This is a genomic window from Mycolicibacterium sp. CBM1 (assembly GCF_054073305.1).
In genome coordinates this window covers 90,870-116,066 of sequence record NZ_JBSXPP010000011.1, presented here as the reverse complement: position 1 = coordinate 116,066, position 25,197 = coordinate 90,870, and the positions used below count along the sequence as shown (strand labels likewise).

The 25,197-nt window shown below is 68.6% G+C and carries 26 protein-coding genes; 12 read left to right on the top strand and 14 right to left on the bottom strand.

Annotated features, from left to right (window positions below; translation table 11 throughout):
- Positions 1-19 precede the first annotated feature (19 nt).
- The 3 genes from ACXDF8_RS16120 (at position 20) to ACXDF8_RS16110 (ending at position 3,724) form a co-directional block, all read left to right on the top strand.
- The gene (locus tag ACXDF8_RS16120; protein WP_457224271.1) at positions 20-1,267 is read left to right on the top strand and encodes an acetyl-CoA acetyltransferase; all 1,248 of its coding nucleotides are present in this window, start codon (positions 20-22) and stop codon (positions 1,265-1,267) included.
- Positions 1,257-2,771, top strand: coding sequence for a carotenoid oxygenase family protein (locus ACXDF8_RS16115; RefSeq protein WP_457224270.1), 1,515 nt, complete (start codon positions 1,257-1,259; stop codon positions 2,769-2,771). The genes ACXDF8_RS16120 and ACXDF8_RS16115 overlap by 11 nt, the downstream gene beginning before the upstream one ends.
- Before the next feature lie 68 nt (positions 2,772-2,839).
- Positions 2,840-3,724: a winged helix-turn-helix transcriptional regulator gene (locus ACXDF8_RS16110; protein ID WP_457224348.1), complete on the top strand. Its 885-nt coding sequence runs from the start codon at positions 2,840-2,842 to the stop codon at positions 3,722-3,724.
- 20 nt (positions 3,725-3,744) lie between these two features.
- Here ACXDF8_RS16110 and ACXDF8_RS16105 read toward each other — a convergent pair whose 3' ends face one another.
- On the bottom strand, positions 3,745-4,341 hold the full coding sequence (locus tag ACXDF8_RS16105) for an LpqN/LpqT family lipoprotein (protein WP_457224347.1): 597 nt from the start codon (positions 4,339-4,341) through the stop codon (positions 3,745-3,747).
- A 173-nt stretch (positions 4,342-4,514) separates the two neighbouring features.
- On the opposite strand from ACXDF8_RS16105, the gene ACXDF8_RS16100 reads away from it, so the two are divergent.
- Positions 4,515-4,964 carry an Hsp20/alpha crystallin family protein gene (locus ACXDF8_RS16100; RefSeq protein WP_457224346.1) on the top strand — a complete coding sequence of 150 codons (450 nt, stop codon included), beginning with the start codon at positions 4,515-4,517 and terminating at the stop codon, positions 4,962-4,964.
- A 33-nt stretch (positions 4,965-4,997) separates the two neighbouring features.
- On the opposite strand, the gene ACXDF8_RS16095 is transcribed toward ACXDF8_RS16100, so the two are convergent.
- The 3 genes from ACXDF8_RS16095 to ACXDF8_RS16085 all read right to left on the bottom strand — a co-directional run bounded on the left by ACXDF8_RS16095 (position 4,998) and on the right by ACXDF8_RS16085 (position 7,217).
- Complete coding sequence (locus ACXDF8_RS16095; protein WP_457224269.1) at positions 4,998-5,597, bottom strand: GNAT family N-acetyltransferase; 600 nt, start codon at positions 5,595-5,597, stop codon at positions 4,998-5,000.
- Positions 5,594-6,016, bottom strand: coding sequence for a hypothetical protein (locus ACXDF8_RS16090; protein WP_457224268.1), 423 nt, complete (start codon positions 6,014-6,016; stop codon positions 5,594-5,596). Before ACXDF8_RS16090 ends, ACXDF8_RS16095 begins: the two co-directional genes overlap by 4 nt.
- Before the next feature lie 307 nt (positions 6,017-6,323).
- Positions 6,324-7,217 carry a DMT family transporter gene (locus ACXDF8_RS16085; protein ID WP_457224267.1) on the bottom strand — a complete coding sequence of 298 codons (894 nt, stop codon included), beginning with the start codon at positions 7,215-7,217 and terminating at the stop codon, positions 6,324-6,326.
- Between the two features lie 137 nt (positions 7,218-7,354).
- On the opposite strand from ACXDF8_RS16085, the gene ACXDF8_RS16080 reads away from it, so the two are divergent.
- Together ACXDF8_RS16080 and ACXDF8_RS16075 are read left to right on the top strand one after the other, a co-directional pair.
- Positions 7,355-8,266 carry a LysR family transcriptional regulator gene (locus tag ACXDF8_RS16080; protein ID WP_457224266.1) on the top strand — a complete coding sequence of 304 codons (912 nt, stop codon included), beginning with the start codon at positions 7,355-7,357 and terminating at the stop codon, positions 8,264-8,266.
- Positions 8,267-8,328: 62 nt separating this feature from the next.
- The gene (locus ACXDF8_RS16075) at positions 8,329-8,769 is read left to right on the top strand and encodes a cupin domain-containing protein (RefSeq protein ID WP_457224265.1); all 441 of its coding nucleotides are present in this window, start codon (positions 8,329-8,331) and stop codon (positions 8,767-8,769) included.
- A 14-nt stretch (positions 8,770-8,783) separates the two neighbouring features.
- Here the strand turns inward: ACXDF8_RS16075 and ACXDF8_RS16070 are convergent, their stop codons facing one another.
- Entirely contained in the window at positions 8,784-9,506 is a 723-nt protein-coding gene (locus ACXDF8_RS16070; RefSeq protein ID WP_457224264.1) for a 3-keto-5-aminohexanoate cleavage protein, read from the bottom strand.
- A gap of 50 nt (positions 9,507-9,556) precedes the next feature.
- Between ACXDF8_RS16070 and ACXDF8_RS16065 the strand changes: the two genes are divergently transcribed.
- Entirely contained in the window at positions 9,557-11,272 is a 1,716-nt protein-coding gene (locus ACXDF8_RS16065; RefSeq protein ID WP_457224263.1) for a potassium channel family protein, read from the top strand.
- Positions 11,273-11,325: 53 nt separating this feature from the next.
- On the top strand, positions 11,326-12,210 hold the full coding sequence (locus ACXDF8_RS16060) for a hypothetical protein (protein WP_457224262.1): 885 nt from the start codon (positions 11,326-11,328) through the stop codon (positions 12,208-12,210).
- Positions 12,211-12,410: 200 nt separating this feature from the next.
- Here ACXDF8_RS16060 and ACXDF8_RS16055 read toward each other — a convergent pair whose 3' ends face one another.
- Positions 12,411-13,295, bottom strand: a complete 885-nt coding sequence (locus ACXDF8_RS16055) for a universal stress protein (protein WP_457224261.1) — start codon at positions 13,293-13,295, stop codon at positions 12,411-12,413.
- A gap of 171 nt (positions 13,296-13,466) precedes the next feature.
- Here ACXDF8_RS16055 and ACXDF8_RS16050 point away from each other — a divergent pair, with 171 nt between their 5' ends.
- Positions 13,467-14,108, top strand: a complete 642-nt coding sequence (locus ACXDF8_RS16050) for a response regulator (RefSeq protein ID WP_457224345.1) — start codon at positions 13,467-13,469, stop codon at positions 14,106-14,108.
- Positions 14,101-15,663, top strand: coding sequence for a GAF domain-containing sensor histidine kinase (locus tag ACXDF8_RS16045; RefSeq protein ID WP_457224260.1), 1,563 nt, complete (start codon positions 14,101-14,103; stop codon positions 15,661-15,663). Before ACXDF8_RS16050 ends, ACXDF8_RS16045 begins: the two co-directional genes overlap by 8 nt.
- An 11-nt stretch (positions 15,664-15,674) precedes the next feature.
- On the opposite strand, the gene ACXDF8_RS16040 is transcribed toward ACXDF8_RS16045, so the two are convergent.
- Positions 15,675-15,902 (bottom strand): three-helix bundle dimerization domain-containing protein, encoded by a 228-nt coding sequence (locus ACXDF8_RS16040; protein WP_457224259.1) that lies wholly within the window; start codon positions 15,900-15,902, stop codon positions 15,675-15,677.
- A 141-nt stretch (positions 15,903-16,043) separates the two neighbouring features.
- Between ACXDF8_RS16040 and ACXDF8_RS16035 the strand changes: the two genes are divergently transcribed.
- Positions 16,044-16,421 carry a hypothetical protein gene (locus ACXDF8_RS16035; protein ID WP_457224258.1) on the top strand — a complete coding sequence of 126 codons (378 nt, stop codon included), beginning with the start codon at positions 16,044-16,046 and terminating at the stop codon, positions 16,419-16,421.
- Between the two features lies 1 nt (position 16,422).
- On the opposite strand, the gene ACXDF8_RS16030 is transcribed toward ACXDF8_RS16035, so the two are convergent.
- The 6 genes from ACXDF8_RS16030 to ACXDF8_RS16005 form a co-directional block, all read right to left on the bottom strand.
- The gene (locus tag ACXDF8_RS16030) at positions 16,423-16,869 is read right to left on the bottom strand and encodes a type II toxin-antitoxin system Rv0910 family toxin (RefSeq protein ID WP_457224257.1); all 447 of its coding nucleotides are present in this window, start codon (positions 16,867-16,869) and stop codon (positions 16,423-16,425) included.
- A 2-nt stretch (positions 16,870-16,871) separates the two neighbouring features.
- A complete protein-coding gene (locus tag ACXDF8_RS16025) occupies positions 16,872-17,078 on the bottom strand; it encodes an antitoxin (protein ID WP_457224256.1) in 207 nt (68 codons plus the stop codon).
- Between the two features lie 30 nt (positions 17,079-17,108).
- Positions 17,109-19,514, bottom strand: coding sequence for a cation-translocating P-type ATPase (locus ACXDF8_RS16020; RefSeq protein WP_457224255.1), 2,406 nt, complete (start codon positions 19,512-19,514; stop codon positions 17,109-17,111).
- The gene (locus ACXDF8_RS16015) at positions 19,511-21,103 is read right to left on the bottom strand and encodes a serine hydrolase (RefSeq protein ID WP_457224254.1); all 1,593 of its coding nucleotides are present in this window, start codon (positions 21,101-21,103) and stop codon (positions 19,511-19,513) included. Before ACXDF8_RS16015 ends, ACXDF8_RS16020 begins: the two co-directional genes overlap by 4 nt.
- Before the next feature lie 18 nt (positions 21,104-21,121).
- Entirely contained in the window at positions 21,122-22,243 is a 1,122-nt protein-coding gene (locus tag ACXDF8_RS16010; RefSeq protein WP_457224344.1) for an MBL fold metallo-hydrolase, read from the bottom strand.
- A 99-nt stretch (positions 22,244-22,342) separates the two neighbouring features.
- The gene (locus ACXDF8_RS16005) at positions 22,343-23,074 is read right to left on the bottom strand and encodes an enoyl-CoA hydratase (protein ID WP_457224253.1); all 732 of its coding nucleotides are present in this window, start codon (positions 23,072-23,074) and stop codon (positions 22,343-22,345) included.
- 34 nt (positions 23,075-23,108) lie between these two features.
- On the opposite strand from ACXDF8_RS16005, the gene ACXDF8_RS16000 reads away from it, so the two are divergent.
- The gene (locus tag ACXDF8_RS16000; RefSeq protein ID WP_457224252.1) at positions 23,109-24,581 is read left to right on the top strand and encodes a carboxyl transferase domain-containing protein; all 1,473 of its coding nucleotides are present in this window, start codon (positions 23,109-23,111) and stop codon (positions 24,579-24,581) included.
- Here the strand turns inward: ACXDF8_RS16000 and ACXDF8_RS15995 are convergent.
- Positions 24,578-25,171, bottom strand: a complete 594-nt coding sequence (locus ACXDF8_RS15995; RefSeq protein WP_457224251.1) for an NUDIX hydrolase — start codon at positions 25,169-25,171, stop codon at positions 24,578-24,580. The two genes, ACXDF8_RS16000 and ACXDF8_RS15995, sit on opposite strands and share 4 nt — an antisense overlap.
- Positions 25,172-25,197 lie beyond the last annotated feature (26 nt).

Below are 25,197 nucleotides of genomic sequence, written 5' to 3'. Positions count from 1 at the left end.
TTGTAGTAATTTCGGCGGGATGGCGCGCAACGACGGCGGGGCAGGCAACGTCTGGATCCTGGGTGGATACCAGAGTGACTTCGCGCGCAATCTCACCCGGGAAGGCGGCGATTTCGCCACCCTGACCGGCGAGGTCGTCGACCTGGCCCTGGCCGACGCGATGATCGACGCCGCCGATATCGAGGTGGTGCACGTTGCCAACGCGTTCGGCGAGATGTTCGCCGCCCAGGGGCACCTCGGGGCGATGCCGGCCACTGTGCACGACGACTTGTGGGATGTCCCGGCCACTCGCCACGAGGCGGCGTGCGCGTCGGGAAGCGTGGCCGCCCTCGCGGCGATGGCCGACCTGCGAGCCGGTAACTACCGCACGGCTCTGGTCGTCGGTCTCGAGCTGGAGAAGACTGTGCCCGGCGACACCGCCGCGGGGTATCTGGGCGCCGCAGCGTGGACCGGTCACGAAGGGGCCGACGCCAGATTCCTGTGGCCGTCGATGTTCGCCGAAGTCGCCGATGAGTACGACCGCCGGTACGGCATCGACGACGCCCATCTGCACGCCATCGCGGCGCTGAACCTGGCCAACGCCCGCCGTAACCCCAATGCCCAGACCCGCGACTGGCAGATCCCCGACCTGGCCACCCGCGGCGGCGACGACGCGGTCAACCCGCCCGTCGAGGGCCGAATCCGCCGATACGACTGCAGCCAAATGACCGACGGAGCGGCCGGCATCGTGTTGGTCGGCGACGACTTCCTGCGCGATCATCCCGGGGTGCGCCCGATCGGTCTGATCGAGGGTTGGGGACACCGCACGGTCGGGCTCGGGCTGCGCCAGAAGCTCGACCGCGACGCCGCCGATCCTTATGTGTTGCCGCATGTGCGTACCGCCGTGCACGACGCATTCGGCCGGGCCGGTGTCGGACTGGCGGATCTGCACGGCTTCGAGGTCCACGACTGCTTCACACCCAGCGAGTACCTCGCCATCGACCACATCGGCCTCACCGGTCCGGGTGAGTCCTGGAAGGCGATCGAGAACGGCGAGATCGAGATCGGGGGCAGGCTGCCGATCAACCCCAGTGGCGGTCTCATCGGCGGCGGTCATCCCGTCGGCGCCTCCGGTATCAGGATGATGCTCGACGCCGCCAAACAGGTCAGCGGCCTCGCCGGTGATTACCAGGTGGACGGCGCCAGCCGCTTCGGCACCCTCAATTTCGGTGGAAGTACTTCCACCACAGTCAGTTTCGTGATCAGATCGGCAGAAGATGAACACTGAGATCGTCGGGAAGTTCCTCTCGACACTACCCGAGGACGACGACCATCCCTACCGCACCGGGCCGTGGCGACCGCAGACCACCGAATGGCGCGCCGACGACATCACCGTCGTCGAAGGTGAACTGCCTACCGACCTCGATGGCGTCTACCTGCGCAACACCGAAAACCCGCTGCACCCGGCTCTGAAGGCCTACCACCCCTTCGACGGCGACGGCATGCTGCACATCGTCGGCTTTCGTGACGGAAAGGCGTTCTACCGCAATCGTTTCGTCCGCACCGACGGGTTCGAGGCCGAAAACGCGGCGGCCGGTCCGTTGTGGCCCGGGCTGGCCGAACCGCTGTCGCTGGCGAAGGTCGACTACGGCTGGGGCGCGCGCACGCTGATGAAGGACGCGTCCAGCACCGACGTGGTGGTGCACCGCGGCACCGCGTTGACGAGCTTCTATCAGTGCGGTGACCTGTACCGCGTCGACCCGTACTCAGGGGAGACGTTGGGCAAGGAGACCTTCAACGGTGCCTTCCCGACCGACTGGGGCGTGTCGGCACATCCCAAGGTCGACGACCGCACCGGCGAGATGCTGTTCTTCAACTATTCGAAGTCCGCGCCCTACATGCACTACGGCGTCGTCGACGACAACAACGACCTGGTGCACTACCGCGACGTGCCGCTACCCGGTCCCCGCCTGCCCCACGACATGGCGTTCACCCGAAACTACGTCATCCTCAACGACTTCCCGCTGTTCTGGGATGCAGATCTGCTGGAGCGCAACGCGCACGTCGCCCGCTTCCACCGCGACATGCCGTCACGTTTCGCGGTGCTGCCGCGCCGCGGAGACGGGCCCATCCGGTGGTTCGAGGCTGAGCCCACGTACGTGTTGCACTTCACCAACGCCTACGAGGACGGCGATGAGATCGTGCTCGACGGCTTCTTCCAGGGCGACCCCGAACCCACGGACAACGGCACCGGCACCAAATGGCAACGCGCGTTTCGGTTCCTGGCGCTGGACCGGATGCAGGCCAGGCTGCACCGCTGGCGACTGAACCTGGTCACTGGCGGACTCACCGAAGAACCGTTGTCCGACAACATCACCGAGTTCGGAATGATCAACTCCGGGTACGCCGGCGAGCCGTATCGCTACACCTATGCGGCGAGCGGCAAGCCCGGCTGGTTCCTGTTCGACGGCCTGGTGCGCCACGACCTCCACACCGGCATCGAACAGCGGCACAGCTTCGGCGAGGGGGTCTACGGCAGCGAGACGGCGATGGCTCCGCGCGTCGGTAGCCGCGCCGAGGACGACGGTTACCTCGTCACCCTCGCCACCGACATGACCGCCGACGCCTCCTACTGCCTGGTGTTCGACGCCGCCCGGGTCGACGACGGTCCGGTGTGCAAACTCCGCCTGCCGGAACGGATCTCGAGCGGTACCCATTCGACGTGGGTGGCTGGCGACGCACTACGCCACTGGCGCACGACCGACTCGGCGGCCGAGGCGATCGGGCTGTAGTGGTTGACGTCATCGATGCCGAGACGCCCACCGTCCTGGCCGCCGACGGCCCGAATGCCATCGGACGGATGTTGGGCTTGCTCGGCGACGAGTGGAACCTGCTGATCGTCCAGCAGGCGCTGCTGGGCGCGAGCCGCTACAGCCAGTTCATGGCGCGCTTGCCGATCTCCAACTCGGTGCTCACCAGTCGGCTACGGACCCTGGTCGCCGAGGGACTGCTGGCCCGCAAGACACACGCCGCGACTCGCGCCCGCACCGAATACCTGATCACCGCGCGCGGCCGGACGCTGTGGCCGACCATGCTGTCCATCTGGAATTGGGAACGCAACTGGGTGACCGACCGCCGCGAGACGCTGCCGGCCATGCGGCACGAGGCGTGCGGGTCTCACTTCGCACCGCTGTTGCGGTGCGGAACCTGCCAGGCCGGGGTGAGCGACACCGAAGTGGCACTGGCGCTGGGACCGAGTGGAACCTGGGAGCGCTCGGCGCCGGCCGCGGCGACGCGGCGGCGCTCGGAGTCGGAGTTCGCCGGCCGCCTGGCGGGCCTGTTCCCAGAGACGATGAGTGTCTTCGGCAACCGGTGGGCCGCCGCTCTGCTGGTCGCGGCGTTCCTGGGCAGCACCCGCTTCACCGACTTCCAGAACCAATTGGGTGCCCCGCCGAGCCTGCTCGCCGAACGGCTCCAGACGTTCTGCACCATCGGGGTGCTCACCACGACGCCGGCCAAGCGCACCGGACCCGAACGCGCCGCCTACCTGTTGACCGACAAGGGCCGTTCGCTGTTCCCGGTGCTCGTCGCCGCCCTGCAATGGGCGCAGTGGTGGTTCCAGGCACCGGAGGGTCCGGCGGTCGTGATCATCCACCGCGGCTGTGGTGCGGAGTTCACCGGGGAGTTGGCGTGTGACGGCTGCGCCGCGCGGCTGACCGGCAGGGAAGTCGCCGTGGTGGCCTAACCGTCCTCACCGAGCCTGCTTCACTTGGGCGGCAGGACCTGGAAACCCTTGATGATCGTCGCGGAATCGGCGGCGTAGGTGGGGTTGTCGGCGTTGATCGCCTGGACGGTCAGGGTCGTGACGTAGTTGACGTCGCCGGCTTGGTAGACCGCGGCCACCGATACCGCCTTGCGGGCGGGAATCTTGCCCATCGCGGGCGCAGTGTAGGAACTGGTCTGCGCGGGCGAGCCGCACACCTGCGCCGGAGTGGTCTTGAGGTCGGTCACCTTCAGCTTGGCCTTCAACTGCTGGTTCTGGGCGTCGAAGATCTGCTGCGACTTGCCCATGTCGGCCCCGACCTTCTGCAAGGTCACCACCGCATTAGGGGTGAACCCGTCCGAGCTCATCGCCGGGTTGCGGATGGCGAACCGGATGGTCTCGGAATCCAGCTTCGTGGTGCGCTCCCAGCCCTGCGGCTGCGGCACCCGCAGGCGCGGCTCCTGGTCGGTCCGGGTGGCGATGTCGGCCATCGACGCCGACACCTCCTCGCACTTGGCCGCGGACGGCTTCTGCTCGTCCGAGCAACCGGCGACCGCCAACGCCAACGCGGTCGCCATCGCGACCGACAACGGTCGCATCACCTTGCGCAATCTGATCCCCTCCCAGGCCGGGCTCAGCCTACCGGTGGCAGCCGGAAAACCCGCCGAAAAGTGTTAGCACTCTCCATAGTCGAGTGCTAATCTGGCGGTGCACAGTAAAGCTGCCTGCCAGGGTGGCGGGCTTGCGTTCAGCGATGCAGGAGGTGAGTACTGTGCTTCGCTTCGATCCGTTCAGTGACCTTGATGCCGTGACCAGGGGCTTGCTGACCAGCCAGTCTGGTACCGATCGCAGCCCCCGATTCATGCCGATGGATCTCTACAAGGTCGACGACCACTACGTGCTGACCGCAGATCTGCCGGGTGTCGATCCCGGTTCGGTCGACGTCAGCGTCGACAACGGAACCCTGACACTGACCGCGCACCGTTCGGCGCGCTCCGCGGACTCGGTGCAGTGGTTGGCCAACGAGCGCTTTTTCGGCACCTACCGCCGGCAGTTGTCGCTCGGCGAGGGCATCGACACCACGAAGATCTCGGCCACCTACGAAAACGGTGTGCTCACGGTGACGATCCCGCTGGCCGAACGGGCCAAGCCGCGCCGCATCGAAGTCGCCCATTCCGCGGGCAGCCAGCCCATCGAACCGACGACCGTCGACGCGGGCTGACGCCCACCGGGTTCGCGGGCTCCGGCTCGGCCGTCAGGAATGGCGGCCGAGCCGGAACCTCAAGTTGTTGCGCACCGCAGGCCATTCGATGTCCAGGATGGAGTAGACCACCGTGTCCCGGCGGCTCCCGTCGGGCAGCAGCTGATGGCTGCGCAGGACCCCGTCGAGCTTGGCGCCCAGGCGTTCGATAGCGACCCGGCTGGCCTGGTTGAAGAAATGGGTGCGGAATTCGACTGCGACACAACCCAGTTGGTCGAAGGCGTGGGAGAGCAGCACCAGCTTGGTCTCGGTGTTGACCCCGGTGCGCCGCGCCGACAGCGAATACCAGGTGTGGCCGATCTCGAGACGACGATTGGCGGCGTCGACGTGGAACAGGCTCGACGATCCGACCACCAGCCCGTCGGCGCGCCGCCGGATCACGTAGGTGACGCCCTCGTCGGCGTCTTGCATCGCCAGCATCCGCCTAGCCCACTCCCCCGCGGTGGCGGGGCCGGGCGCGCTGGTGAACCACAGCGCACCGAGCTCGCCGTCGGCTGCGGCGGCGGCAATCTCCGGGACGTGCGAATCGTGCAGCGGCTCAAGTGAAACCCACTGCGGACCGATCAGGGTGACCGCTTCGACGAACCGGCTCATCGCCGCCGGGCCAGGGTGGTGATCAGCGCGAGCGCCGAGGACACCAGTGCCCCGACGGCGCAGACCGCCCCGATGTAGAAGCCGTACCCGGCGCTCACGGTGCCACCGACGTTGAGGTGGTGGTACCAGTAGGTGAGGATGGCGACCAGTACCGAGATCACCAGCGCGACCGCCGCCGCCAGCCGGGGCGACAGATCGCGGGCCACCATCGCGCCCGCCACGACCAGCGCCGAGGACAGCAGCACGATGAGCTGGCCCGCGCCGAAGCGCGGCGGCAATACGATGCTGCCGAGCGTCCCGCCGATGGCGCTGGCGTGTCCACCGCCGTGCACCGACGTGGTCAGCCAGGGCAGCCAGGCGCTGACGGACAGCACGGCCGCGAACAGCGCGACCAACCAGCCCGTACGCAGGTATGCCATGGTTCGACCCTAACCCCCGTCGGCCAGCATGCCCGGGCGCCGCATCGACAACGTCCGGTCCAGCTCGAGACGGGCCAGGAAGTCCCCGCCGTGGCCGACCACGACCGCCGCCGATCAACCGCAGCAGCGTGGCGTCGAGATTCTCGAGCGCGACCGTGCCGTCGGGCCACACGAAATCGAGATCGATCAGGGTGACTGCGGATTCGGTAGGCATGGGTCTCCAGAGTGTTTAGCAGCAGCGGCGACCGAGTGAGCGGCGCTGTGATCCACGGCGGAGACCGTCCTTTCCTGGGGTAGAACGGCCACGCTACTGACGAGCAGAGGTGGCCGGCAACCGATTTATCGGCCGGCAGCCGATCCGGGCCTCGAGCGCTCTGCCCCAGTTGGTTCCAAGCAGGACCAGGACCGCTCCCCCGGCGCCGATCGCCGTCAGCGGGTCGCCGCCCAGAAGAACACCGACGGCCGCAGCCCACAGCGGTTCGGTTCCCAGCAGCAGGCTCACGCGCGTCGGTGAGGTCCGCCGGAGGGCCCAGGTCTGGATGACGAAGGCGAATACCGTGCCTACCACTGCCAGATATCCGGTGAGAAGCCAACAGCGCACATTCCATTGGGCGACAACCTCACCCACCGCGGTCCCGGTGAACCGCGACGCGACCCCGAACACCGACAGGCCGACACCGAGTTGGACCAGCGTGACGCGCGAGGAATCGAGAGTGCGGTTCGCCGACAGCCGCGCGATCACTGTAACGTGCACAGCCCGGGCGGCGGCGGCCGCGACGATCAACAGATCGCCTAGGCACGGCGCGGTCAATCCGCCGGCCTGAGTGAGCAGGACGACGCCGACGACAGCGACACCGGCAGCCGCGTAGAAAGCACCGGGAAGTGCTGTGCGCCAGACAAATTGCGCCAACATCGGTGTCATGATGACGGTCAGCGAAATAATCAGTCCCGCATTGGACGCCGACGTGCGGCTGACACCGAAGGTCTCCAGTGCGAAGACCGCACTGAGGACCGCCCCCGCCAGCAGTCCGAGTTCCAGTTCCTGCCGGGTGATACCCCGTATCCGGGGTGCCACCATGACAGCCAACACCGTTGCCGCGAGGCCGAATCGGACCACCAGGAAGGCGAACACGCCACCCGGTTCGACGACCTCCTTGGCCGCCAGATAGCTCGATCCCCATATGACGGCAACGGCGAGCACCGCGGGATCGACGGATCGGTGGGAACGAATGGCACTGCCCTCTTCTATGACTGTTCGGGCGGACAGAGTCCATGCTCGCCGCCATCACACTCATTAGACAAGCGATACTTTCTGTACGGAATAAGTAGAATCCCTACATGAATGTCGAGCGGCTGCGCCTGCTGCGCGCACTGGCCGAACGGGGAACGGTGCACGCCGCGGCCGACGCCATGTCGCTGACACCGTCGGCCGTCTCGCAGCAGCTGAAGATCCTGCAGCGCGAAGCCGGTGTACCGCTGATCGAACCAGCCGGCCGGCGGGTGCGACTCACCGACGCCGGCGTGGTGCTCGTGGCAAGGGCCGACGAAGTCCTGGCCGCGCTGGATCGCGCGCAGGCGGACATGGACGCCTACCGCAGCACGCCACGGGGCACCGTGCGGGTCGCCATGTTCCCCTCCGGGGCAGCCATGCTGCTCGCGGGTCTGATCACCCGTGCCGCGGCGATCGGTGTCGATGTCGTGGGCCGCGACGTCGACCGACCCGCCGCCGATGCACCGGCGCAGCTCGCCGATTTCGACGTCGTCGTCACCCACCGCGACGATCGCGACGCCGCCCCGTGGGGTCCCCGCATCGATGCCACCACCTTGCTGCGCGAGCCGCTCGACGTCGTGCTCCCCCCGGACCATCGACTCGGTGCCCGCACCCGCGTGCCGCTGCGTGAACTGGCCGGTGAAGCGTGGATCGGCGTGGAGGGCGGCCTGATGGTCGACGACGTGCTGCGATCGCTGGGCGCGACGTCCGGGGTTCATCCGCGGATCGTGCAGCGAGTCAACGACTTCCGTGTGGTCGAAGAACTAGTGCTGGCCGGTGTGGGTATCGCACTGCTACCGCGTCACGTGCTCACCGCACGGGAGCTGACCCGAAGGCCACTCAGCGGGGTCCGCATCGGTCGCCGTATTGAAGCCGTCACCCGCGCCGGGTCCACCAGCCGTCCCGCCGTCGCCGCGGTGGTCGACATCCTGCGGGCGCTCGCCCACGACATCGTCGAGAACGACACTCGGCCGCACTGACCGCCGGCGGGCGCTAGATTGGCGCATCAAGGCCCGCCACGACCACCGAACGAGGACGGCACATGACGGAACTTCCCGACTGGGTTCGCCAGCTGGATCTGCGCCCACACCCCGAAGGGGGCTATTTCCGCGAGACCTGGCGCAGCGAGTCGGTGATCGGCGAGTCGGCGCTGCCGCCGGACTACAACGGTCCGCGCAACGCCGGCACGGCGATCTATTTCGTGTTGATGCCGGGCCAGCAGTCGGCGTGGCACACCGTGCGCAGCGCCGAATTGTGGCTCTATCACCGCGGCAGCCCGTTGTTGCTCGAAGTGGGCAGCGAACGACACAGCGCCACAACACATCTGCTCGGACCCGACATCAGCGCCGGCCAGCGGCCGCAGGTTGTGGTGCCACCGGGGCATTGGCAGCGGGCCAGTCCCCGTGACGACGAGCCGACCCTGGTCAGTTGTGTCGTCGTGCCGGGGTTCGACTTCGCCGACTTCGCCCTGGCCGCCGACTGACCCGGCCGGAGTAGCTAGCCGCCCAGGATCTGCACGGCGGCCGCCACGAGTTCGGCATTGCCCGGCGCCGGGGAACCGTCCGGCATCACCACAGTGTCCTCCAGACCGATGCGGGTCTGCAGGCTCAGCTCACCAGCGTGGCGCAGCAGCGGCCAGCAGCTGTCGTCGAGCCCGTGCAGCAGCACCGGCGCCGGCGATTCCGCCCGGCGGATTCGGGCCAGTAAGTCGTCGGCGGTCGCGGCGTCGCCGTCGGCCTGCAGCTCGATCATCACCCGCAGGCAGTGCGGAGCGACCGCGGAGCGGGCCCACGCCTCGGCGGCCTCGGCGTGGAAGATGCCGACCTCCACTCCGAGTCCGCGGCTGAGCAACAGTTCCGCAAGCTCCTCAGAGCCGGGCTCATGCCAGTTCACCGACGCGAAATCGGGCAGCACCGACCACGACTCGACCGCGCGCAGCCGCTGCTGCGGATCGGGCAGTGCCCAAAACCCGGTGGTCACGCCCAGCGGGAGCCCGGGCACGGCGTGCCGTACGGCGCTGACCGCCGCGCCGACCACGTCCGCTTCCAACGAATCCACGCCGTCGACTGTCTTGGGATGAAGGTGCACCGCCTGCGCTCCGGCACGGTGGGCCGCGGCGGCGGCGTCGGCCAGCTGCTCGGGCGAGACCGGCAGGCCGGGATACTGGTCGGGGGTGCGGGCGCCGTTGATGCACGCTTTGACGTAAGGGATGTTGGACATCCCTCAATCTTCACCCGTCACGGCCGAGCTTTCCGAAGTAGCGTCTCCTCATGCACGGCCACACCATCGTCTGCGGTGATGACGCGCTCGCGATGCGCATTATCGACGAGCTGAACAATGCCGAGCTCAGCGTGGTCACGCTGCAGTCCCCCGACGGCCTGGAGTCGGCCGGGATCGGCACTGCCGACGCGATCATCTGCGCCGACGACGACGATGCGCTGAATTTGGAGATCGCACTGCTCGCTCGGCAGGCCAACCCGCGGGTGCGGGTGGTGACCCGGCTGGCCAACAGCGTGTTGCGCAACGCCATAGCCGACGACGACGGTCCCGGCGCTGTCCTGGACATCGCCGACCTGGCCGCCCCGTCGGTGGTCGAGGCGCTGCTGGAGCGCACCACCCACACGATCACGGCAGCCGGCGTCGACTTCGTGGTCTCCGGGGCAACGGCCAAGCAGGAGGGCACGCTGCGCGAGATGTACGGGGATCTGGCACCGGTCGCCATCATCCGCGGCGAGAGCTCTGAGAACCCCGGTGAAGTGATCGCCTGTCCCGGCCGCGACCAACGCGTGCATCCCGGCGACTGGACCGCCATGATCGGCACCGCTGACGAGCTGACCGAGCGGGGCATCAAGATCGCCAAACCGATTCCGTCGGCGCCGCGGGAACGGCCGCTGGTGATTCGCGTCGCCGATGCGGCCCGTGCCTTCCGCGGCGATCTCAACCCGATGTTCTACAAAGCGCTGGCAGTGTCGGCGTCGCTGTTGGTCGGGTCGACGATCCTGCTGCGCTTCGCTTACAACCAACCCGGAATGAGCTGGGTCGACGCACTGTACTTCTCCGCCGAGACCATCGCCACGGTGGGCTACGGCGACTTCAACTTCCTCAACCAGCCGACGTGGCTTCGGCTCTGGGGCGTGGGGATGATGTTCGCCGGGGTGGCCACCACCGCGATCGTGGTGGCGTTCGTCGCCGACGTGCTGCTGTCGCGCCGGCTGTCGCAGGCGGCCAGCCGGCAGAAGATCCGGCATTTGCACCGCCACGTGGTGATCGTCGGCCTCGGGTCATTCGGCATCCGGGTGGCCGGCGTTCTCAAGGCCGCCGGCCACGACGTCGCGGTGATCGAGCGCAACGAGGACAACCGCTATCTCGCGGCGGCCGCCGAGCTGGAGCTTCCGGTGATCTTCGGCGACGCCACACTGCGCCAGACCCTGGAGGCGGCGCGCCTCGACGACGCCCGCGCCGTCGCGGTGCTGACCCAGGACGACATGGTGAACATCGAAACCGGCATCGTGCTGCGCGAGATGCTCGGCCCGCGCACGGTGCCGGATATGCGTCGCCCCGACGTCCCGATCGTGTTGCGCATCTATGACCGGGCGCTGGGTTCGGCGGTGGGTCACCGGTTCGGCTTCGCCTACGTCCGCTCCACCGTGGACCTGGCCACACCATGGTTCATCGGCGCCGCGATGGGACTGGACGTGCTCGCGACGTTCTCGGTGGGACAGAGCTCGTTCATGGTCGGCGGGGTGCGGGTGCTCCCCGACAGCGAACTCGACGGGATCCGGATGTTCGAACTGTCCACCCAGACCCGGGTGATCGCCATCGAGCGCGACGGCGTACCCCTGCGGCTGCATCCGCGCCGCGACACCCAACTTGTCGCCGGGGACACCGCCTATCTCGTCGGGCCGTACCGGGAGCTGCTGAACACGCTGCGCAAGGGCGAGCGGGCCTCGCAACCGGGCCGGTTCAGCCGGTCGACGCTGGGCTGAACGCCGCACCGCTAGCGCTGACCTACTCTCTTGCTCATGATGCGGGGAAACCGATGAGCGAAAGCCGGGGCCGGGACGACGTGCGCCGCCGCTTCGAGGAGCGCTACCGGCGCCTGGAGGAATCCCGTCGGCTCGCCCCCGTAGCGGCGCTGGTCGCCCGCTTCACCGAGATCGACGGTGGCACACAGGGAGCCGTAGTCTCCACTCAGCTGTTCACCACGGTCATCCCGCTGATCATCATCGGTTTCAGCTACATCTCCGGGTTCGCCGACAACGCCAGCCCGGGCACCATCTTCGTGCGGCAGTTCGCGCTGCAGCATCCGCTCAACGACCGGGTCCGGGAGGCGTTCGGGAACTCGGCCGGGCTGCGGCCGGACTGGACGCTGATCGGCGTCGCCGGGTTCATAATCTGGGGCATCCCGATGGCGTCGACCATCGCGGGGATCTTCGCCAAGGCCTGGCGGCGTGCCCAATACGGTCTGGTTGCCCGGCTTGTCCGCGGCACGGTGTGGTTTGGCTTGTACCTGGTCTCGATCACGCTGCGCGAGCGCATCACCTTCGGCGGGCACGCAACCGGATCGGTTCGGGTGTTGTTGTTCGCGGCGGGCCTGGTGCCGGTGTGGATCTTCTGGTCGCTGACACCGGCGCTGTTGGTGCGCGACGGCGGGCGGGGCTGGACGCATCTGGCGCTGGGTGGGCTGGCCGGCGTTCTGATCGACGGCATCGCCATCCCGCTGGGCGCCCGGCTGCTCTTTCCTTCGCTGTTGCACGACTGGGACGGTTTCGGGCCGATCGGCGTGGCGATGGCGCTGTTGATCTGGTGTGGCGTGGTGGGCACCGGATGGGTGCTCACGGCGTGCATCGGCGCACTGTTGTGGGAACGCTCGGCGCCGTCGGCGATGGTGGTCGAATCGCAGACCGCGAGCGTCAAGGGCTGACCGTCCCGTCGCCAGTCCCGTCGCCAGTCCCGTCGCCACCGGCGGTCCCGCCCTGCGCGAGCAGACACAAAATCGCAGCGAATCAGCGTGTCGGGCATAAGTTTGTGTCTGTTCGCGAGGTAAGGCCGGGGCGCACAAAAGGTGGGCCGGCGGACGAGGGAGAACTCCGTCCGCCGGCCCAAGGCGCGCGTCGTGGGGTGCTAGTGCCGACGCGCGACAATCAGGGGGATGCTGACCGTGTGGGCCAGCGCGGTGCTCACCGAACCGAGCAGCATCCCGGCGAATCCGCCGCGACCATGGCTGCCGACGACCAGCAGCTGGGCGTCGCGGGCTTGCTCGGCCAGATAGCGGGCCGGCTGGTCGCGGACCACCACCCGGTGCACGGTGACGTCGGGGTAGCGCTCGGCCATTCCGGCCAGCCGCTCGGCGAGCACTTCCTCTTCACCCGAGGCGACGGCCGACCAATCGACGCCTGGGACGGCGAACAGGCTGTCGTCGCTCCACGCGTGTACCGCCACCAGGTCGACACCGCGCCGGGAAGCTTCGGCGAAGGCCAGTTCGGTGGCCGCCACCGATGCCGGCGACCCGTCGATACCGACCACCACCGGCAGATGACCGGCCGGAACCTCCCCGTCGTGGACCACCACAACCGGGCAGTGCCCGTGGTGGATCAGGCCGGTGCTGATCGATCCCAGCAGCCCGCGGCGGAACGCGCCCATCCCGCGGCTGCCGACCACGATCAGCTCGGCGTCCTTGGACAGGTCGACCAGGGTCGGGACCGGTGTCGCGTGGTAGACGTCGGCACCGACACGCACCGGGACGCCGGACTCGGCGACGACCTGGTCGACCACCTCGCGGGCATCGGCCAGCACCTGGCGGGCCTGGGTGTCCTGCCACTGCTCGAACTCGACCGGGACCGGCACCAAGACGTTGGTGACGGCCGGAGAGGGGGCCACGTGCACCAGCCGCAGCGCGAGGTTGCGGCTGCCCGCCTCCTGCGCGGCCCAGCGCACCGCGGCGTTGGACGCCGCCGAGCCGTCGACGCCGACGAGAATCTCGCCGAAAGCGCCTGCGGTGTGCCCCATCTGGAGTCCCCTCGGTCCGGTGCCCCGCCAGTCGCGGTGCCGCCTATGACGATCCACCATCGAAGGGGCCCCGCACCAGCGGTCCTGGACCCCGACTCGCACGGCTATGGTCAGGTGTTTTTGGGACCAAAGTCCCTACCGAGCACCTCCGGTTTCACGCTGTACTGCGGTGTGATCAAGGTGTTCCTGGTCGACGACCACGAGGTTGTGCGACGCGGTCTGGCCGAACTCCTGGGCAGCGATCCCGAACTCAGCGTGGTGGGCGAGGCGGGCAGTGTCGCCGAGACCATGTCTCGCATAACCGCGGCCCGCCCGGACGTCGCGGTGCTCGACATCCGGTTGCCCGACGGCAGTGGCATCGACCTGTGCCGTGAATTGCTGGCCGCGCAACCGGAGTTACGCTGCCTGATCCTCACCTCGTTCACCGACGAACAGTCCATGCTCGACGCCATCCTCGCCGGCGCGAGCGGATATGTGGTCAAAGACATCCGCGGCATGGAACTGGCCGAAGCCATCAAAGCGGTCGGTTCGGGAAAGTCGTTGCTGGACAACCGTGCAGCGGCCGCGCTGATGTCACGGCTGCGCAAGGACACCGAGCAGGACGAGCGGCTGCGTGACCTGTCCAGCACGGAGCGGACGCTGCTGCAGTTGCTCGGCGAAGGGCTGACCAACCGTGAGATCGGTCAGCGAATGTTTTTGGCCGAGAAGACAGTGAAGAACTATGTCTCGCGGCTACTGACGAAGCTGGGGCTCAGCGGCCGCACCCAGGCCGCGCTCTTTGCCGCCGAGACGATGCGCCGCACCGATGTTTGATCTCGACGTCCGCGACGGGCTGGTCGATGCGATGCTGGCCATCTCGTCCGGGCTGGAGCTAGAACGCAAGCTACACACCATCGTCCACACCGCAATGGGTTTGGTGCATGCGCGCTACGGTGCCGTGGGCGTGATCGGCACCGAACCACAGCCGGTTCTGGAGCGCTTCGTGTTCGAGGGCATCGACCAGGAGACCGCCGAGAAGATCGGGCCCCTGCCCGCCGGGCACGGCATGCTCGGCGTGTTGTTGAACACCCCGAAAGTCATTCGTGTCGACGACCTTTCGAAGAACCCCGCGTCGATCGGCTTCCCCCCGCATCATCCGCCGATGCGCAGCTTCCTCGGCGTCCCCATCCGGATTCGCGATCAGGTCTATGGCAACCTCTACCTGACCGAGAAGGCCGACGGCGCGACGTTCACCGAGGCCGACGAGGTGTTGGTGCTCGCACTCGCCGGTGCGGCAGGCATCGCGATCGACAATGCGCGCCTCTACCAGGCCGCCAACACCCGGCAGCTGTGGATCGAAGCGACCCGCGATATCAGCACCGACCTGCTGGCCGGCGACGACCCCATCGTCGTGCAGCGGGAGATCGTGGCCAAGGCGACGGCGCTGACCGGTGGCGACTTCAGCTTCTTCGTCACGCCTGGCGATGCGGGTGAACTGGTGGTCACCGCATCGACCCGCGACGAGCTGCTGGGCCGGCGGCTGCCCACCGGCGGCACGACCGTCGGCCTGGCTATCGCCGACTGTGTTCCATTGCGGCTCAGCGACTTTCGCGACCTAAGTGGCGACGGTCTGCCGGCACTTGTGTTGCCGGTGTGCGATCCCGAGACCGCGATCGGCGTCCTGGTATCTGTTGCCGCACCGGGCAGACCATTCACCGAGAACCAGCTGGACATGGCATCGGCGTTCGCCGGTCAGGTGGGTCTGGCCCTGCACCTGGCGACCGCGCAGCGGCGCATGCGAGAGCTCGACGTGCTCACCGATCGCGACCGGATCGCCAGGGACCTGCACGACCATGTGATCCAGCGACTCTTCGCGGTGGGCCTGTCGTTACAGGGGGCGCTGAGCGCCGACCAAGCCGAGGGCAACCGCCGGGTCACCAGCGCCCTGGACGACCTGCAGGACGTGGTCCAAGAGATTCGCACCGCGATCTTCGACTTGCACGGCGGCACCGTCACCCGGCTGCGTCAGCGCATCGAGCAGGCGGTGACCCAGATGACGGTCGATTCCGCGGTGCGTCCTGCGGTGCACATCAACGGGCCGCTGTCGGTGGTCGACGCGGCGCTCGCCGACCACGCCGAAGCGGTAGTGCGCGAGGCGATCAGCAATGTGGTGCGCCACGCGGGTGCCCGCTCGGTCACGGTCTCGGTCGCCGTCGACGACGAGCTCACCATCACCGTCAGCGACGACGGGGTGGGGATCGGCGGGGATATCACCCGCAGCGGGCTGACGAACCTGGCCGGGCGCGCCCGCGAGTGCGGCGGACACTTCGCCATCTCACCGCGCCCGGGGGGCGGCACACGGCTGGTGTGGTCGGCGCCGCTGCCCTGAGACCGGGCCGGCTACGCCGAAATCTCGACAGCCGGCTGTCCAGCAAACAGAGTGCGACAGTAGCGCTCGACGAACAGCGGGACGAACTCCCGGATCCGGGCGTCGTCGAACCGACCGTGGACGCTGTCCACGGTCTCGGCGATGACGTGATCCGGGACATACGGGAACAACTCGGTCAGGCGGCCCACGATCTGCGCGATCTGGCGCTGCTCCTCGGCACGTTCCACGCGGGACATCATCAGCCCAAGTACGCCATCCGCGCAACCATCGGTTCGACGCCGAATGTCGAGAAGCCATCCATACGGTGAACACACAACTGCACCGGCGCAGCAGGTTACACCCGGTCAGCGACCGTTGTCGGGGTCGGATACAGTTCGCCCGTGACACCACCGAGCCATCCGGACGCCGGTTACCGGGCGCCCGACTCCGCGAATCGGCTTCAGGCCGAACACTTGCGGGAGATGCTGCGCGCGCAGTGCGAGCAGCTCGACGCCGACCTCGCCACCTACGGGGCGGCACTGGAGCGTTACCAGCGCCGCGGTGAGCAGACGCAGGCCCGGCGCATCCGCGGAATGATCCGCGGCGCCGAGCGCGAACGCCGGTCGGTGCAGGACCTCATCGCCGGGCTCGAACGCCGGTTCCTCGGCGGCGAGGCGGCGCGCACCGATCAGGCGCGACACCCCTCGGCCGGCCCCGTCCGCCGCGTCGTGCAACGAGCCCACCCCTACCCGACCCCGCGCCGAGTCAGCCAGACCTGAGTCAGCTTGGCGCGAAGACCGTCACGAACCGGTTCAGCGACTCCTGGATGTCGCCGCGCAGTGCCCCGGCTACCAGCATGCCGATCGGGCCGAACAACGCCGGCCCACCTAGGTGGACGTCCATGGTCACCACCGAGGAGTCGGCGTCGCGGTCGTGTGGCCGCACCTTGCCCATCAGCTTGACCTTGACCCCGCCGACACCGACGCCGTTGAGGGTCATCGCCTCCGGCGGTTTGAAGTGGACGATCGTCCACTTGACCCGGTTGGCCATGCCCTTGACCTCGACGATGGACTCCACCACGGTGCCCTTGTCCAGGGTGTCGGGCAGCTTGGAGCGCCACACCCGGTGGATGCTCAGCCAGTCCTTGTAGCGCGACAGGTCGGAGGCGTGCTGCCAGGCCTGCTCGGGAGGCAGCGGAACATCTACCGACACCGAGAGTTTCGCCACCGTCAGCCCTGCTGTTCGCCGGAGTCGGTCCGGTTCGCCTCGACGGCGTTGCGGGCAGCTTCCTGCATCTTGTCGACGGCGCCCGAGTACTTGCCCTGGGTCTTCTCGTCGATGACGTCACCAGCCTTCTCGATGGCCTGCTCCACCTTGTCGGCGTTCTCGGCCAAGACCTGCTTTGTCTTGCCGAGGGCCTTGTCGAGGAATCCCATCACTGTCCCCTCTTTCAGTCGATCATCGGTTCAATTTTGCCCCGTGGCTTCGCTTCGCCACAAAATCCGCGGTTCACCCAGCACCCGGCCCTGCACCCACCAGATGATCTCGATCAGGCCCGCCGCCACCAGCCCCAGCGCCAACCCCACAGCGGTCACCTCGAGGTTGGACGGATCGAGCAGGAACGTCTCGCGGGCCAGCGGTATGGCGAAGATCACGACATAGGCCAGCCCGGATACGGCCACCAGTGCCACCCGCCACCATTGGTAGGGCCGGGCCACGACGGCCAGCACCCACAGCGCTCCCATCAGCAGGGTGATCAGCGCGGCGGTGGAGGCCTGTGTCTGCTCGACGGTCGTCGCGTTGCGGCCGTGGTAGGCGATCAGGTACGAGGAGAACGTCGCAAGGCCGACCACGACACCCGACGGCAGCGCCGAGGTCATGACGCGGCGGACGAACCCGGTACGTGCGCGCTCGCTGTTGGGTGCCAGCGACAGGATGAAGGCGGGGATGCCGATGGTGAACCACGCCGCGATGGTGACGTGGATCGGCTGGAAGGGATACAGCAGCGGTTCGGTGCCGAACAGCTTGTGCGAGAGTCCCGCAAACCCGACCAACAGCGCCAGGAGCACCGAGTAGACGGTCTTGGTGAGGAACAGGTTGGACACTCGCTCGATGTTGCCGATCACCCGCCGGCCCTCCCCGACCACATAGGGCAGAGTGGCGAACTTGTTGTCCAGCAACACGATCTGGGCCACCGCGCGCGATGCCGGGCTGCCCGACCCCATCGCCACCCCGATGTCGGCGTCCTTGAGGGCCAGTACGTCGTTGACGCCGTCGCCGGTCATTGCGACGGTGTGGTCGCGCGACTGCAGCGCGTGCACCATCGCGCGCTTCTGGTCCGGGCGCACCCGGCCGAACGTGGTGTACTCGCCCATCACCTGGGCCAGTTCCTCGGGGTCGGACGGCAATTGTCTGGCGTCCATGGTCTCGCCATCGAGACCCAGCGAACCGGCGACCGCCGCAACCGACACGGCGTTGTCGCCGGAGATCACCTTGACCGAGACCTGCTGGGAAGCAAAGTATTCCAAGGTCTGCCGGGCATCCGGGCGGACCCGTTGCTCGAGCACCACCAGCCCGGCGGGGGTGACCCGTCCTGGCGCCTGCGGACTGTCCACCGGCTCGTCGCTGGCGCCGAGCAACAGCACCCGCAACCCGCGGGCACCGATCTGTTCGGCCTGCGCGGCAATCGGTGAAGCCGCGTCGAGCAGGACATCGGGGGCACCGATGAGCCAGTTGCCGTGCTCGCCGTAGGACATCCCACTCCACTTGGTGGCCGATTTGAACGGTGCAATGGCTGTCGCTGTCCATCCCGGCGCGTCCGGATAGGCCTCCGCGATGGCCTGCATGCTGGCATTGGGTCTGGGGTCGTCAGCGGCCAGCGAGGCCAGCACGTCGGTAAGCCGGTCGGTCTGCTCCGCGCCCACCGCGGTCAGCTCGGACAGGCGCATGCCGTTCTCGGTGAGCGTGCCGGTCTTGTCGGCGCACACCACGTCGACGCGGGCCAGTCCCTCGATGGCGGGTAGTTCCTGGACCAGACACTGCCTGCGGCCCAGGCGAATCACGCCGACGGCGAAGGCGATCGACGTCATCAGGACCAGCCCCTCGGGCACCATCGGCACCAGTGCGCCGACCATCCGCAGCACCGATTGCTGCCACCCGACCGAGGTCGTGAACAGCTGGGTGTAGATAACCAGCAGACCGGTGGGCCACAGCAGGTAGGTGATGAACTGCAGGATCTTGTTGATGCCGCTGCGCAGTTCGGATTTCACCAGGGTGAACTTGCTCGCCTCCTCGGCGAGCCGGGCTGCGTAGGCTTCGCGCCCGACCTTGGTGGCGCGGTAGGCGCCGCTCCCGGCGACCACAAAGCTGCCCGACATCACCGGATCGCCGGCATGCTTGGCGATGGCGTCGGCCTCGCCGGTCAGCAGTGATTCGTCGACTTCGAGGGCGGCTGCCTCGAGCAGCTCCCCGTCTACGACGACCTGGTCGCCGGGGCCGAGTTCGATGACGTCATCGAGCACCACCTCGTTGGGCGCCAAGGCTTTCGTGCCGGACTGCCGTCGCACGGCCGGCTTGGCCTGCCCGACGATGGCGAGGTTGTCCAGGGTCTTCTTGGCCCGCAGCTCCTGGACGATGCCGATGCCGCTGTTGGCGATGATCAGCAGCCCGAACATGCCGTTGATCAGCGAACCGGTGGCCAGCACGATCAGCAGCAGCACGCCGAGGATGGCGTTGATGCGGGTGAACACGTTGGCCCGCACGATCTCCGATACGCTGCGTGACGCCCGGGACGGAACGTCGTTGGCCTTGCCCTGCGCAACGCGGGCGGCTACGTCGGCGTCGGACAGGCCGGTGGCGACATCGACGGTCATCTGGTGAAAGTCCCCATCTTGTCCTCGTCGTAGTACTCCAGGGTCAGCTTCTGGCCGTCGAACGTCGCCGTGGAAACGCTTCCCGGAGGGGAGTTCTCGTTGACGAAACCGAAGGTGAACACATCGCCGTCCCAGTGCGTGAGCGCCACGGTGTCCGGTCGCGGTCCCAGTGAGAGCGTCAGCTTGCCCCCGGACTCGGAGACCGTGGCCGCTCCCCAGTAGTCGTTGCGGTAAGTGCCGGTGTAGGCGGCGAGCGGCTTGGCCGGGGCGGGGGCGGCCGGTGGCGCCTTGCCGACCAGCGCACCGACCGGTCGGTCCATGTCGGCGAATGCGTCACCGTAGAGCTTGCGCCAGTCCTCACGGACCTCGCCGAATTGGACGAGGTCGGCGAACTCCGCGGTGAGGGTCTCGGGGATCCCCGACGGGGTGGCGTTGGTCAGCGCGACGATCGCGACGTCGGCCGAGGGGATGGCGACGAAGTTGGTTCCGGCGCCGAGTTCGAAGGCTCCCGAGTGGCTCAGTTGGACCCGAGCCGCCGAGGTGGTGCCGACGTTGAATCCGTAACCGTAGAAGCCGCTGCGCATCGCGGGTTCGCTCGGCGGGCTGGACACGATCTGCGGTGTGACCGCGGGCAACAGCGCGGCCGGCTCGACGATCTGCCTGCCGTCGTAGGTGCCGTCCGCCAGCACCATGGCCAACCAGTGGGTCAGGTCGTTGACCGAGGAGCTGACGCCGCCCGCGGGGGCCTCGGGATCGGCGTCGCGCCGGTAGAGCGGCTGGTACTTGCCGTCGACGTGGATGTGCCCGAGGGCCTTGTCCGTCCTGGCTTCGTAGTCGGCGAACCGGGAGCTGGTCGAGGTCATCCCCAGCGGCCGGTAGAGCACCTGCTCGCTGAGGTCCTCCCAGGACTGACCGGCCCCAGCGGCGACCGCTTCAGCAGCCGCGGTGATTCCGAAGTTGGTGTAGGCGTATGAGATTCGGAACGGGTTCAGCGGCAGGGCGCGCAGTCGCTGAAGGATGTAGCGCCGGTCGTAGCCCAAATCCTCCAGCTTGTCGCCGGCGTGATCGGGCAGACCGGAGCGGTGCGAGTAGAGGTCGCCGATGGTGACCATCCTGGTGACCGCGGGGTCCGACAGCGCGAACCACGGCAGCTTGTCCACCACCGGGGTGTCCCAGCCGATCGCGTTCTGGCCGACTTGATGGGCGATCACCGTGGCACCGATCGGCTTGGACACCGATGCCAGCTGGAACACCGTGTCCGGATCGACCTTGTTGCCCGGTTCGTCGGCCGGCCTGCTGGTGTCCTTGACTCCGAAGCCTTTGGCGTACACCGTCTTTCCGCCGTGAACGACGGCGACAGCCATGCCCGGAATGCCCGAGGACTTCATCAGCTCGTCGGCGATGCCGTCCAGTTTGGCCACCGCGGCGGCCACCGCGTTGTCCGGCAACGCCAGCGCAGGGACCAGCGGGGGCGGCTGATCCGACGCGGGCTTGGCGGGCCCGGATGTGGTGGCGGTGTGGGTCGCGCTACACCCGGTCAGGACAGCCAGCAGGACGACGATCGCGGCGCTTCTTGCCAGTGCGGACATGACATGCACCGTAGTGCGTCAGAGCTGCCACCAGCGTTCTATTGCCGCCCCGGCGGGGGTCGGGCCGACGACCCGGCCGCCGGGTTTCGGAACGGCGACCGGCACGCTAGCTTCGTCGGCGGCCACCAACAGCCGCTCGACTGGCTCGGCCCACGGATGCGGAGCCAGCCGGAAGGTGCACCAGTGGATCGGGATCAGCAGCCCGGCGTCGGTCACGTCCCGGTGGGCGCGCACCGCCTCTTCGGGATCCATATGGATGTCCGGCCAGGCCTTGTTGTAGGCACCGATGGGCATCAGGGTCAGGTCGAAGGGGCCGTGGTCGGCGCCGATGCGCGCGAAGCTGTGGGTGTAGCCGGTGTCGCCGCCGAAGTACACCCGGTGGCGTGGGCCGAGGATCGCCCAGGACGACCACAGGGTGGTGTCGCGGGACAGGAACCGCCCGGAGAAATGCCTCGCCGGTGTGCACACCAGCCTCAGGTCACCGATCCGGGTCTGCTCGTCCCAGTCCAGCTCAATGATGCGTTCGGCCGGGACCCGCCACTGCCGCAGATGGGCTCCGACGCCCAGCGGGACGACGAAGGGAGCGCGCTGGGTGCGGACCAACGCCAGCACGGTGTCCATGTCGAGGTGGTCGTAGTGGTCGTGGCTGACCACCACCGCGTCCAGCGCGGGCAGGGCCTCCAACGGCTCGGGCACCGGATGCAGCCGCTGCGGGCCGACCGTGCGGGACGGGGAGCAGCGCTCGCTGAAGATCGGATCGGTTAGCACCCGATAGCCGTCGAGCTCGACCAACACCGTCGAATGGCCCAGCCAGCGGACGGCGAGCTCGGCAGCGCCGGCCGGCTCGTGCTGTTCGGCCAGCGGGATGGTTCCCTGCGGGCGGCTGACCGAACGAGACGACAGCATGTCGAACAGGATCAGCCGGTTCTCCTCGGTGTCCAGCCGCAGCGGCGAGGCGGGATCCAGATTGTGGAAGACCCCGTCGCGGTAGTGCGCCGAACCGTCGGCGACCAGCCGGATCGCGCCGGGACCGGCGCCGAGTGAGGCCGGGGTGTCGTGCAGAGCGCGCAGCACCCACCCGCCGGCGGCCAGCGAGGCCGTCCCGGCAGCTAGTCGCAGCGCCGCCCGACCGGAGGGCAGGAGCGAAGCGACCCGGGGAAGGCCGGAGGGCAGGAGCGAAGCGACCCGGGGAAGGCCGGAGGGCAGGAGCGAAGCGACCCGGGGACGACCGGACACAACTCAGGCGCCCTTGAACTTGGCCGGCCGCTTCTCGATGCGCGCCACCTGCGCCTCGATGACGTCCTGGCTGCCCCACGCCTTGTCGAACAGCTCCTTGTGGGTGGGCCACTGCTCCTCGTAGGCGCCGTCGTCGTTGAGCACACGCTTGGAGGCCTGCAGCGACAGCGGCGCCAGGCCCGCGATCTCGGCGGCCCAAGCCTGTGCGTCGGCCACGTCACCGATCCGATTGGCCATCCCCGTCATCAGAGCGGTCTCGGCGTCCAGCTTCTCGGCGGCCAGCAGCATCCCGCGCGCCCGGCCGTAGCCGACCAGCGACGTCAGCCGGCGCACGCTCCAGTTGTCCAACGCCAGGCCGTATCTGGCGATCGGGAACTGGAAGTACGCACCCGGTGCCACCACCCGCAGATCGCAGATCATCGCCAGCTGAACGCCGGCACCGATCGCCGGGCCGTTGATCGCCGCGATGACCGGCACCGGGACCGCGTCGATGGCTTTGTTCAGCGCGATCGCCCGGTCCGGGAAGTCGGCGGCGAAGACGTCGCCGGACAGGTCGGCGCCGGCACAGAACACCGTTCCTTGGCCGGTCAGCACAATGGCGCGGACGTCGTCCTCGGCGGCCTTCTGCACCGCTTCCCGCAACGTGTCGACGAGCTCGGAGTTGAGCGCGTTGCGCCGCTCCGGCCGCTGCAGCTCGATCGTGGTGACATCCCCCACGCGGTTGATACCGATCATGGGCACGAGCCTACTGGCCGGTTAGCCTCGTCTGGTGAGCCGGATCGGGGCGGTGCAGATGCGCGACGCCGCGCTGGACCCGGGATCGTTCCGAAGCTGGGACGACACCCCGCTGACGGTCTCGGCGGACGCTGCCTACACCCGCGAGCTCGAGCGCGCCCGCGCCGCAACCGGTCTCGACGAGGCCGTGCTGACCGGCGAGGGCACCGTGTTCGGCCGACGGGTGGCCGTGGTGGCCTGCGAGTTCGACTTCCTGGCCGGTTCGATCGGGGTGGCCGCCGCCGAGCGCATCACCGCCGCGGTGCAGCGCGCGACGGCCGAGCGCCTGCCGCTGCTGGCCTCGCCGAGCTCGGGCGGCACCCGCATGCAGGAAGGCACGGTGGCGTTCCTGCAGATGGTGAAGATCGCCGCCGCGGTCACCCAGCACAAACGGGCGCATCTGCCGTATCTGGTCTACCTGCGCCACCCCACCACCGGCGGGGTGTTCGCCTCATGGGGTTCGCTGGGGCACATCACCGTCGCCCAGCCAGGCGCCCTGATCGGTTTCCTGGGCCCGCGGGTGTACGAGCAGCTCTACGGTGAACCGTTCCCGCCGGGTGTGCAGACCGCCGAGAACCTGCTGCGGCACGGTGTGATCGACGCGGTGGTCGGCATCGAGGCGCTGCGCCCGACGCTGGACCGGGCATTGACCGTCATCACCGACGCACCGGGCCCACCGCCGGCGGCGGTTCCCGACGAACAGATCCCCGACATTGCGGCGTGGGACTCCGTCATCGCGTCGCGGCGGCCCGACCGGCCCGGCGTGAGCTGGTTGCTGCGCGAAGGTGCCACCGACCGGGTGCTGCTCTCCGGCACCCACGGCGAGGCGGCCAGCACGGTCCTGGCGCTGGCCCGTTTCGGCGGCCAGCCCGCCGTGGTGGTCGGCCAGCGCCGGGTGGTCGGCGGTGTGGTCGGTCCCGCGGCGCTGCGCGAGGCCCGCCGGGGCATGGCGCTGGCCGCCGGGCTGCGACTGCCGCTGGTCCTGGTGATCGACACCGCCGGGCCGGCGCTGTCCGCCGAAGCCGAACAGGACGGGCTGGCCGGCGAGATCGCCCGCTGTCTGTCCGACCTGGTGACCCTGGACACCCCGACGGTGTCGGTGCTGCTCGGCCAGGGCAGCGGCGGCCCGGCGCTGGCGATGGTCCCCGCCGACCGGGTGCTGGCCGCCCAGCACGGCTGGCTGGCACCGCTGCCCCCGGAGGGCGCCAGTGCCATCGTGTTCCGCGACACCGACCACGCCGCCGAACTTGCTGCCGCACAAGGCGTTCGGTCGGTCGAACTGCTGCGCAACGGCATCGTCGACGCCATCGTCCCCGAACACCCCGACGCCGCCGACGAACCGGTGGAGTTCGCGCACCGACTCGCGGCCGTGATCGCCCGGGAGATCCACGACCTGCGGGATATGCCGGCCGAGCGGCGGTACTCGACCCGGCTGGAGCGCTACCGGCGGATCGGCTTGCCTGGTTAGGCATTGCGCCGGAACAGCTCCGCGGGCCGGCCCCCGGTCCGGGTGACCAGGTGGCCGGTGGGCCGCAGCAGCGGCTTCATCAGTCGCCGGAACCGGTCGCGCTGGAGCGGCCTGCCGGCCACCGCCTGGTGGACCTTGTGCAACTCACCGAGGGTGAACTGGCGGCCCAGCAGATGGTCGGGGTCGGGCCGGTCGGCATAGCGCTGCCGCACGTCGCCCAGTGCGCGGGCGATGATCTCGCCGTGTCCATAGCGCAGCCGACCGGGACGGGCGACCGGGACCATCCGGGTCTGAACCGGCATCCGCGAGTCCAGCCGCCGGATCGGTACGACCTCGACATGGGCCACCGACAGTGCCCAGCCGCGGTCGTCGCGCCGGGGGTCGTCGAACACGTGCAGCTGGCGCGGCCGCAGACCGTGCACGCCGGCCGTGGCCCGCAGCGATCGCTCCACGGCGTCGGCCAGCCGTTCACCGGGGTGCAGGAAAGTGCCGGGCAATGCCCAGCCGGGTGCGTCGGCGCGGCGCACCTGCAGAACCAGCAGCTCCGGGTCGTCCGGGTCGAGGGTCAGCAGCGCGGTGTCGACGGCCACGTTCGGCCTTGGATAGTCACTGAGGG

Coding starts and splice junctions, on each gene's coding strand:
- ACXDF8_RS16090 (WP_457224268.1), bottom strand. CDS start 6,016: ATGGCATACCTGCGTACGGGCTGGTTGGTCGCGCTGTTCGCGGCCGTG.
- ACXDF8_RS16025 (WP_457224256.1), bottom strand. CDS start 17,078: ATGGGATTCCTCGACAAGGCCCTCGGCAAGACAAAGCAGGTCTTGGCC.
- ACXDF8_RS16060 (WP_457224262.1), top strand. CDS start 11,326: ATGAGCGAAAGCCGGGGCCGGGACGACGTGCGCCGCCGCTTCGAGGAG.
- ACXDF8_RS16080 (WP_457224266.1), top strand. CDS start 7,355: ATGAATGTCGAGCGGCTGCGCCTGCTGCGCGCACTGGCCGAACGGGGA.
- ACXDF8_RS16075 (WP_457224265.1), top strand. CDS start 8,329: ATGACGGAACTTCCCGACTGGGTTCGCCAGCTGGATCTGCGCCCACAC.
- ACXDF8_RS16070 (WP_457224264.1), bottom strand. CDS start 9,506: ATGTCCAACATCCCTTACGTCAAAGCGTGCATCAACGGCGCCCGCACC.
- ACXDF8_RS16105 (WP_457224347.1), bottom strand. CDS start 4,341: ATGCGACCGTTGTCGGTCGCGATGGCGACCGCGTTGGCGTTGGCGGTC.
- ACXDF8_RS16065 (WP_457224263.1), top strand. CDS start 9,557: ATGCACGGCCACACCATCGTCTGCGGTGATGACGCGCTCGCGATGCGC.
- ACXDF8_RS16115 (WP_457224270.1), top strand. CDS start 1,257: ATGAACACTGAGATCGTCGGGAAGTTCCTCTCGACACTACCCGAGGAC.
- ACXDF8_RS16015 (WP_457224254.1), bottom strand. CDS start 21,103: ATGTCCGCACTGGCAAGAAGCGCCGCGATCGTCGTCCTGCTGGCTGTC.
- ACXDF8_RS16020 (WP_457224255.1), bottom strand. CDS start 19,514: ATGACCGTCGATGTCGCCACCGGCCTGTCCGACGCCGACGTAGCCGCC.
- ACXDF8_RS16120 (WP_457224271.1), top strand. CDS start 20: ATGGCGCGCAACGACGGCGGGGCAGGCAACGTCTGGATCCTGGGTGGA.
- ACXDF8_RS16055 (WP_457224261.1), bottom strand. CDS start 13,295: ATGGGGCACACCGCAGGCGCTTTCGGCGAGATTCTCGTCGGCGTCGAC.
- ACXDF8_RS16040 (WP_457224259.1), bottom strand. CDS start 15,902: ATGATGTCCCGCGTGGAACGTGCCGAGGAGCAGCGCCAGATCGCGCAG.
- ACXDF8_RS16110 (WP_457224348.1), top strand. CDS start 2,840: ATGTTGGGCTTGCTCGGCGACGAGTGGAACCTGCTGATCGTCCAGCAG.
- ACXDF8_RS16045 (WP_457224260.1), top strand. CDS start 14,101: ATGTTTGATCTCGACGTCCGCGACGGGCTGGTCGATGCGATGCTGGCC.
- ACXDF8_RS16005 (WP_457224253.1), bottom strand. CDS start 23,074: ATGATCGGTATCAACCGCGTGGGGGATGTCACCACGATCGAGCTGCAG.
- ACXDF8_RS16095 (WP_457224269.1), bottom strand. CDS start 5,597: ATGAGCCGGTTCGTCGAAGCGGTCACCCTGATCGGTCCGCAGTGGGTT.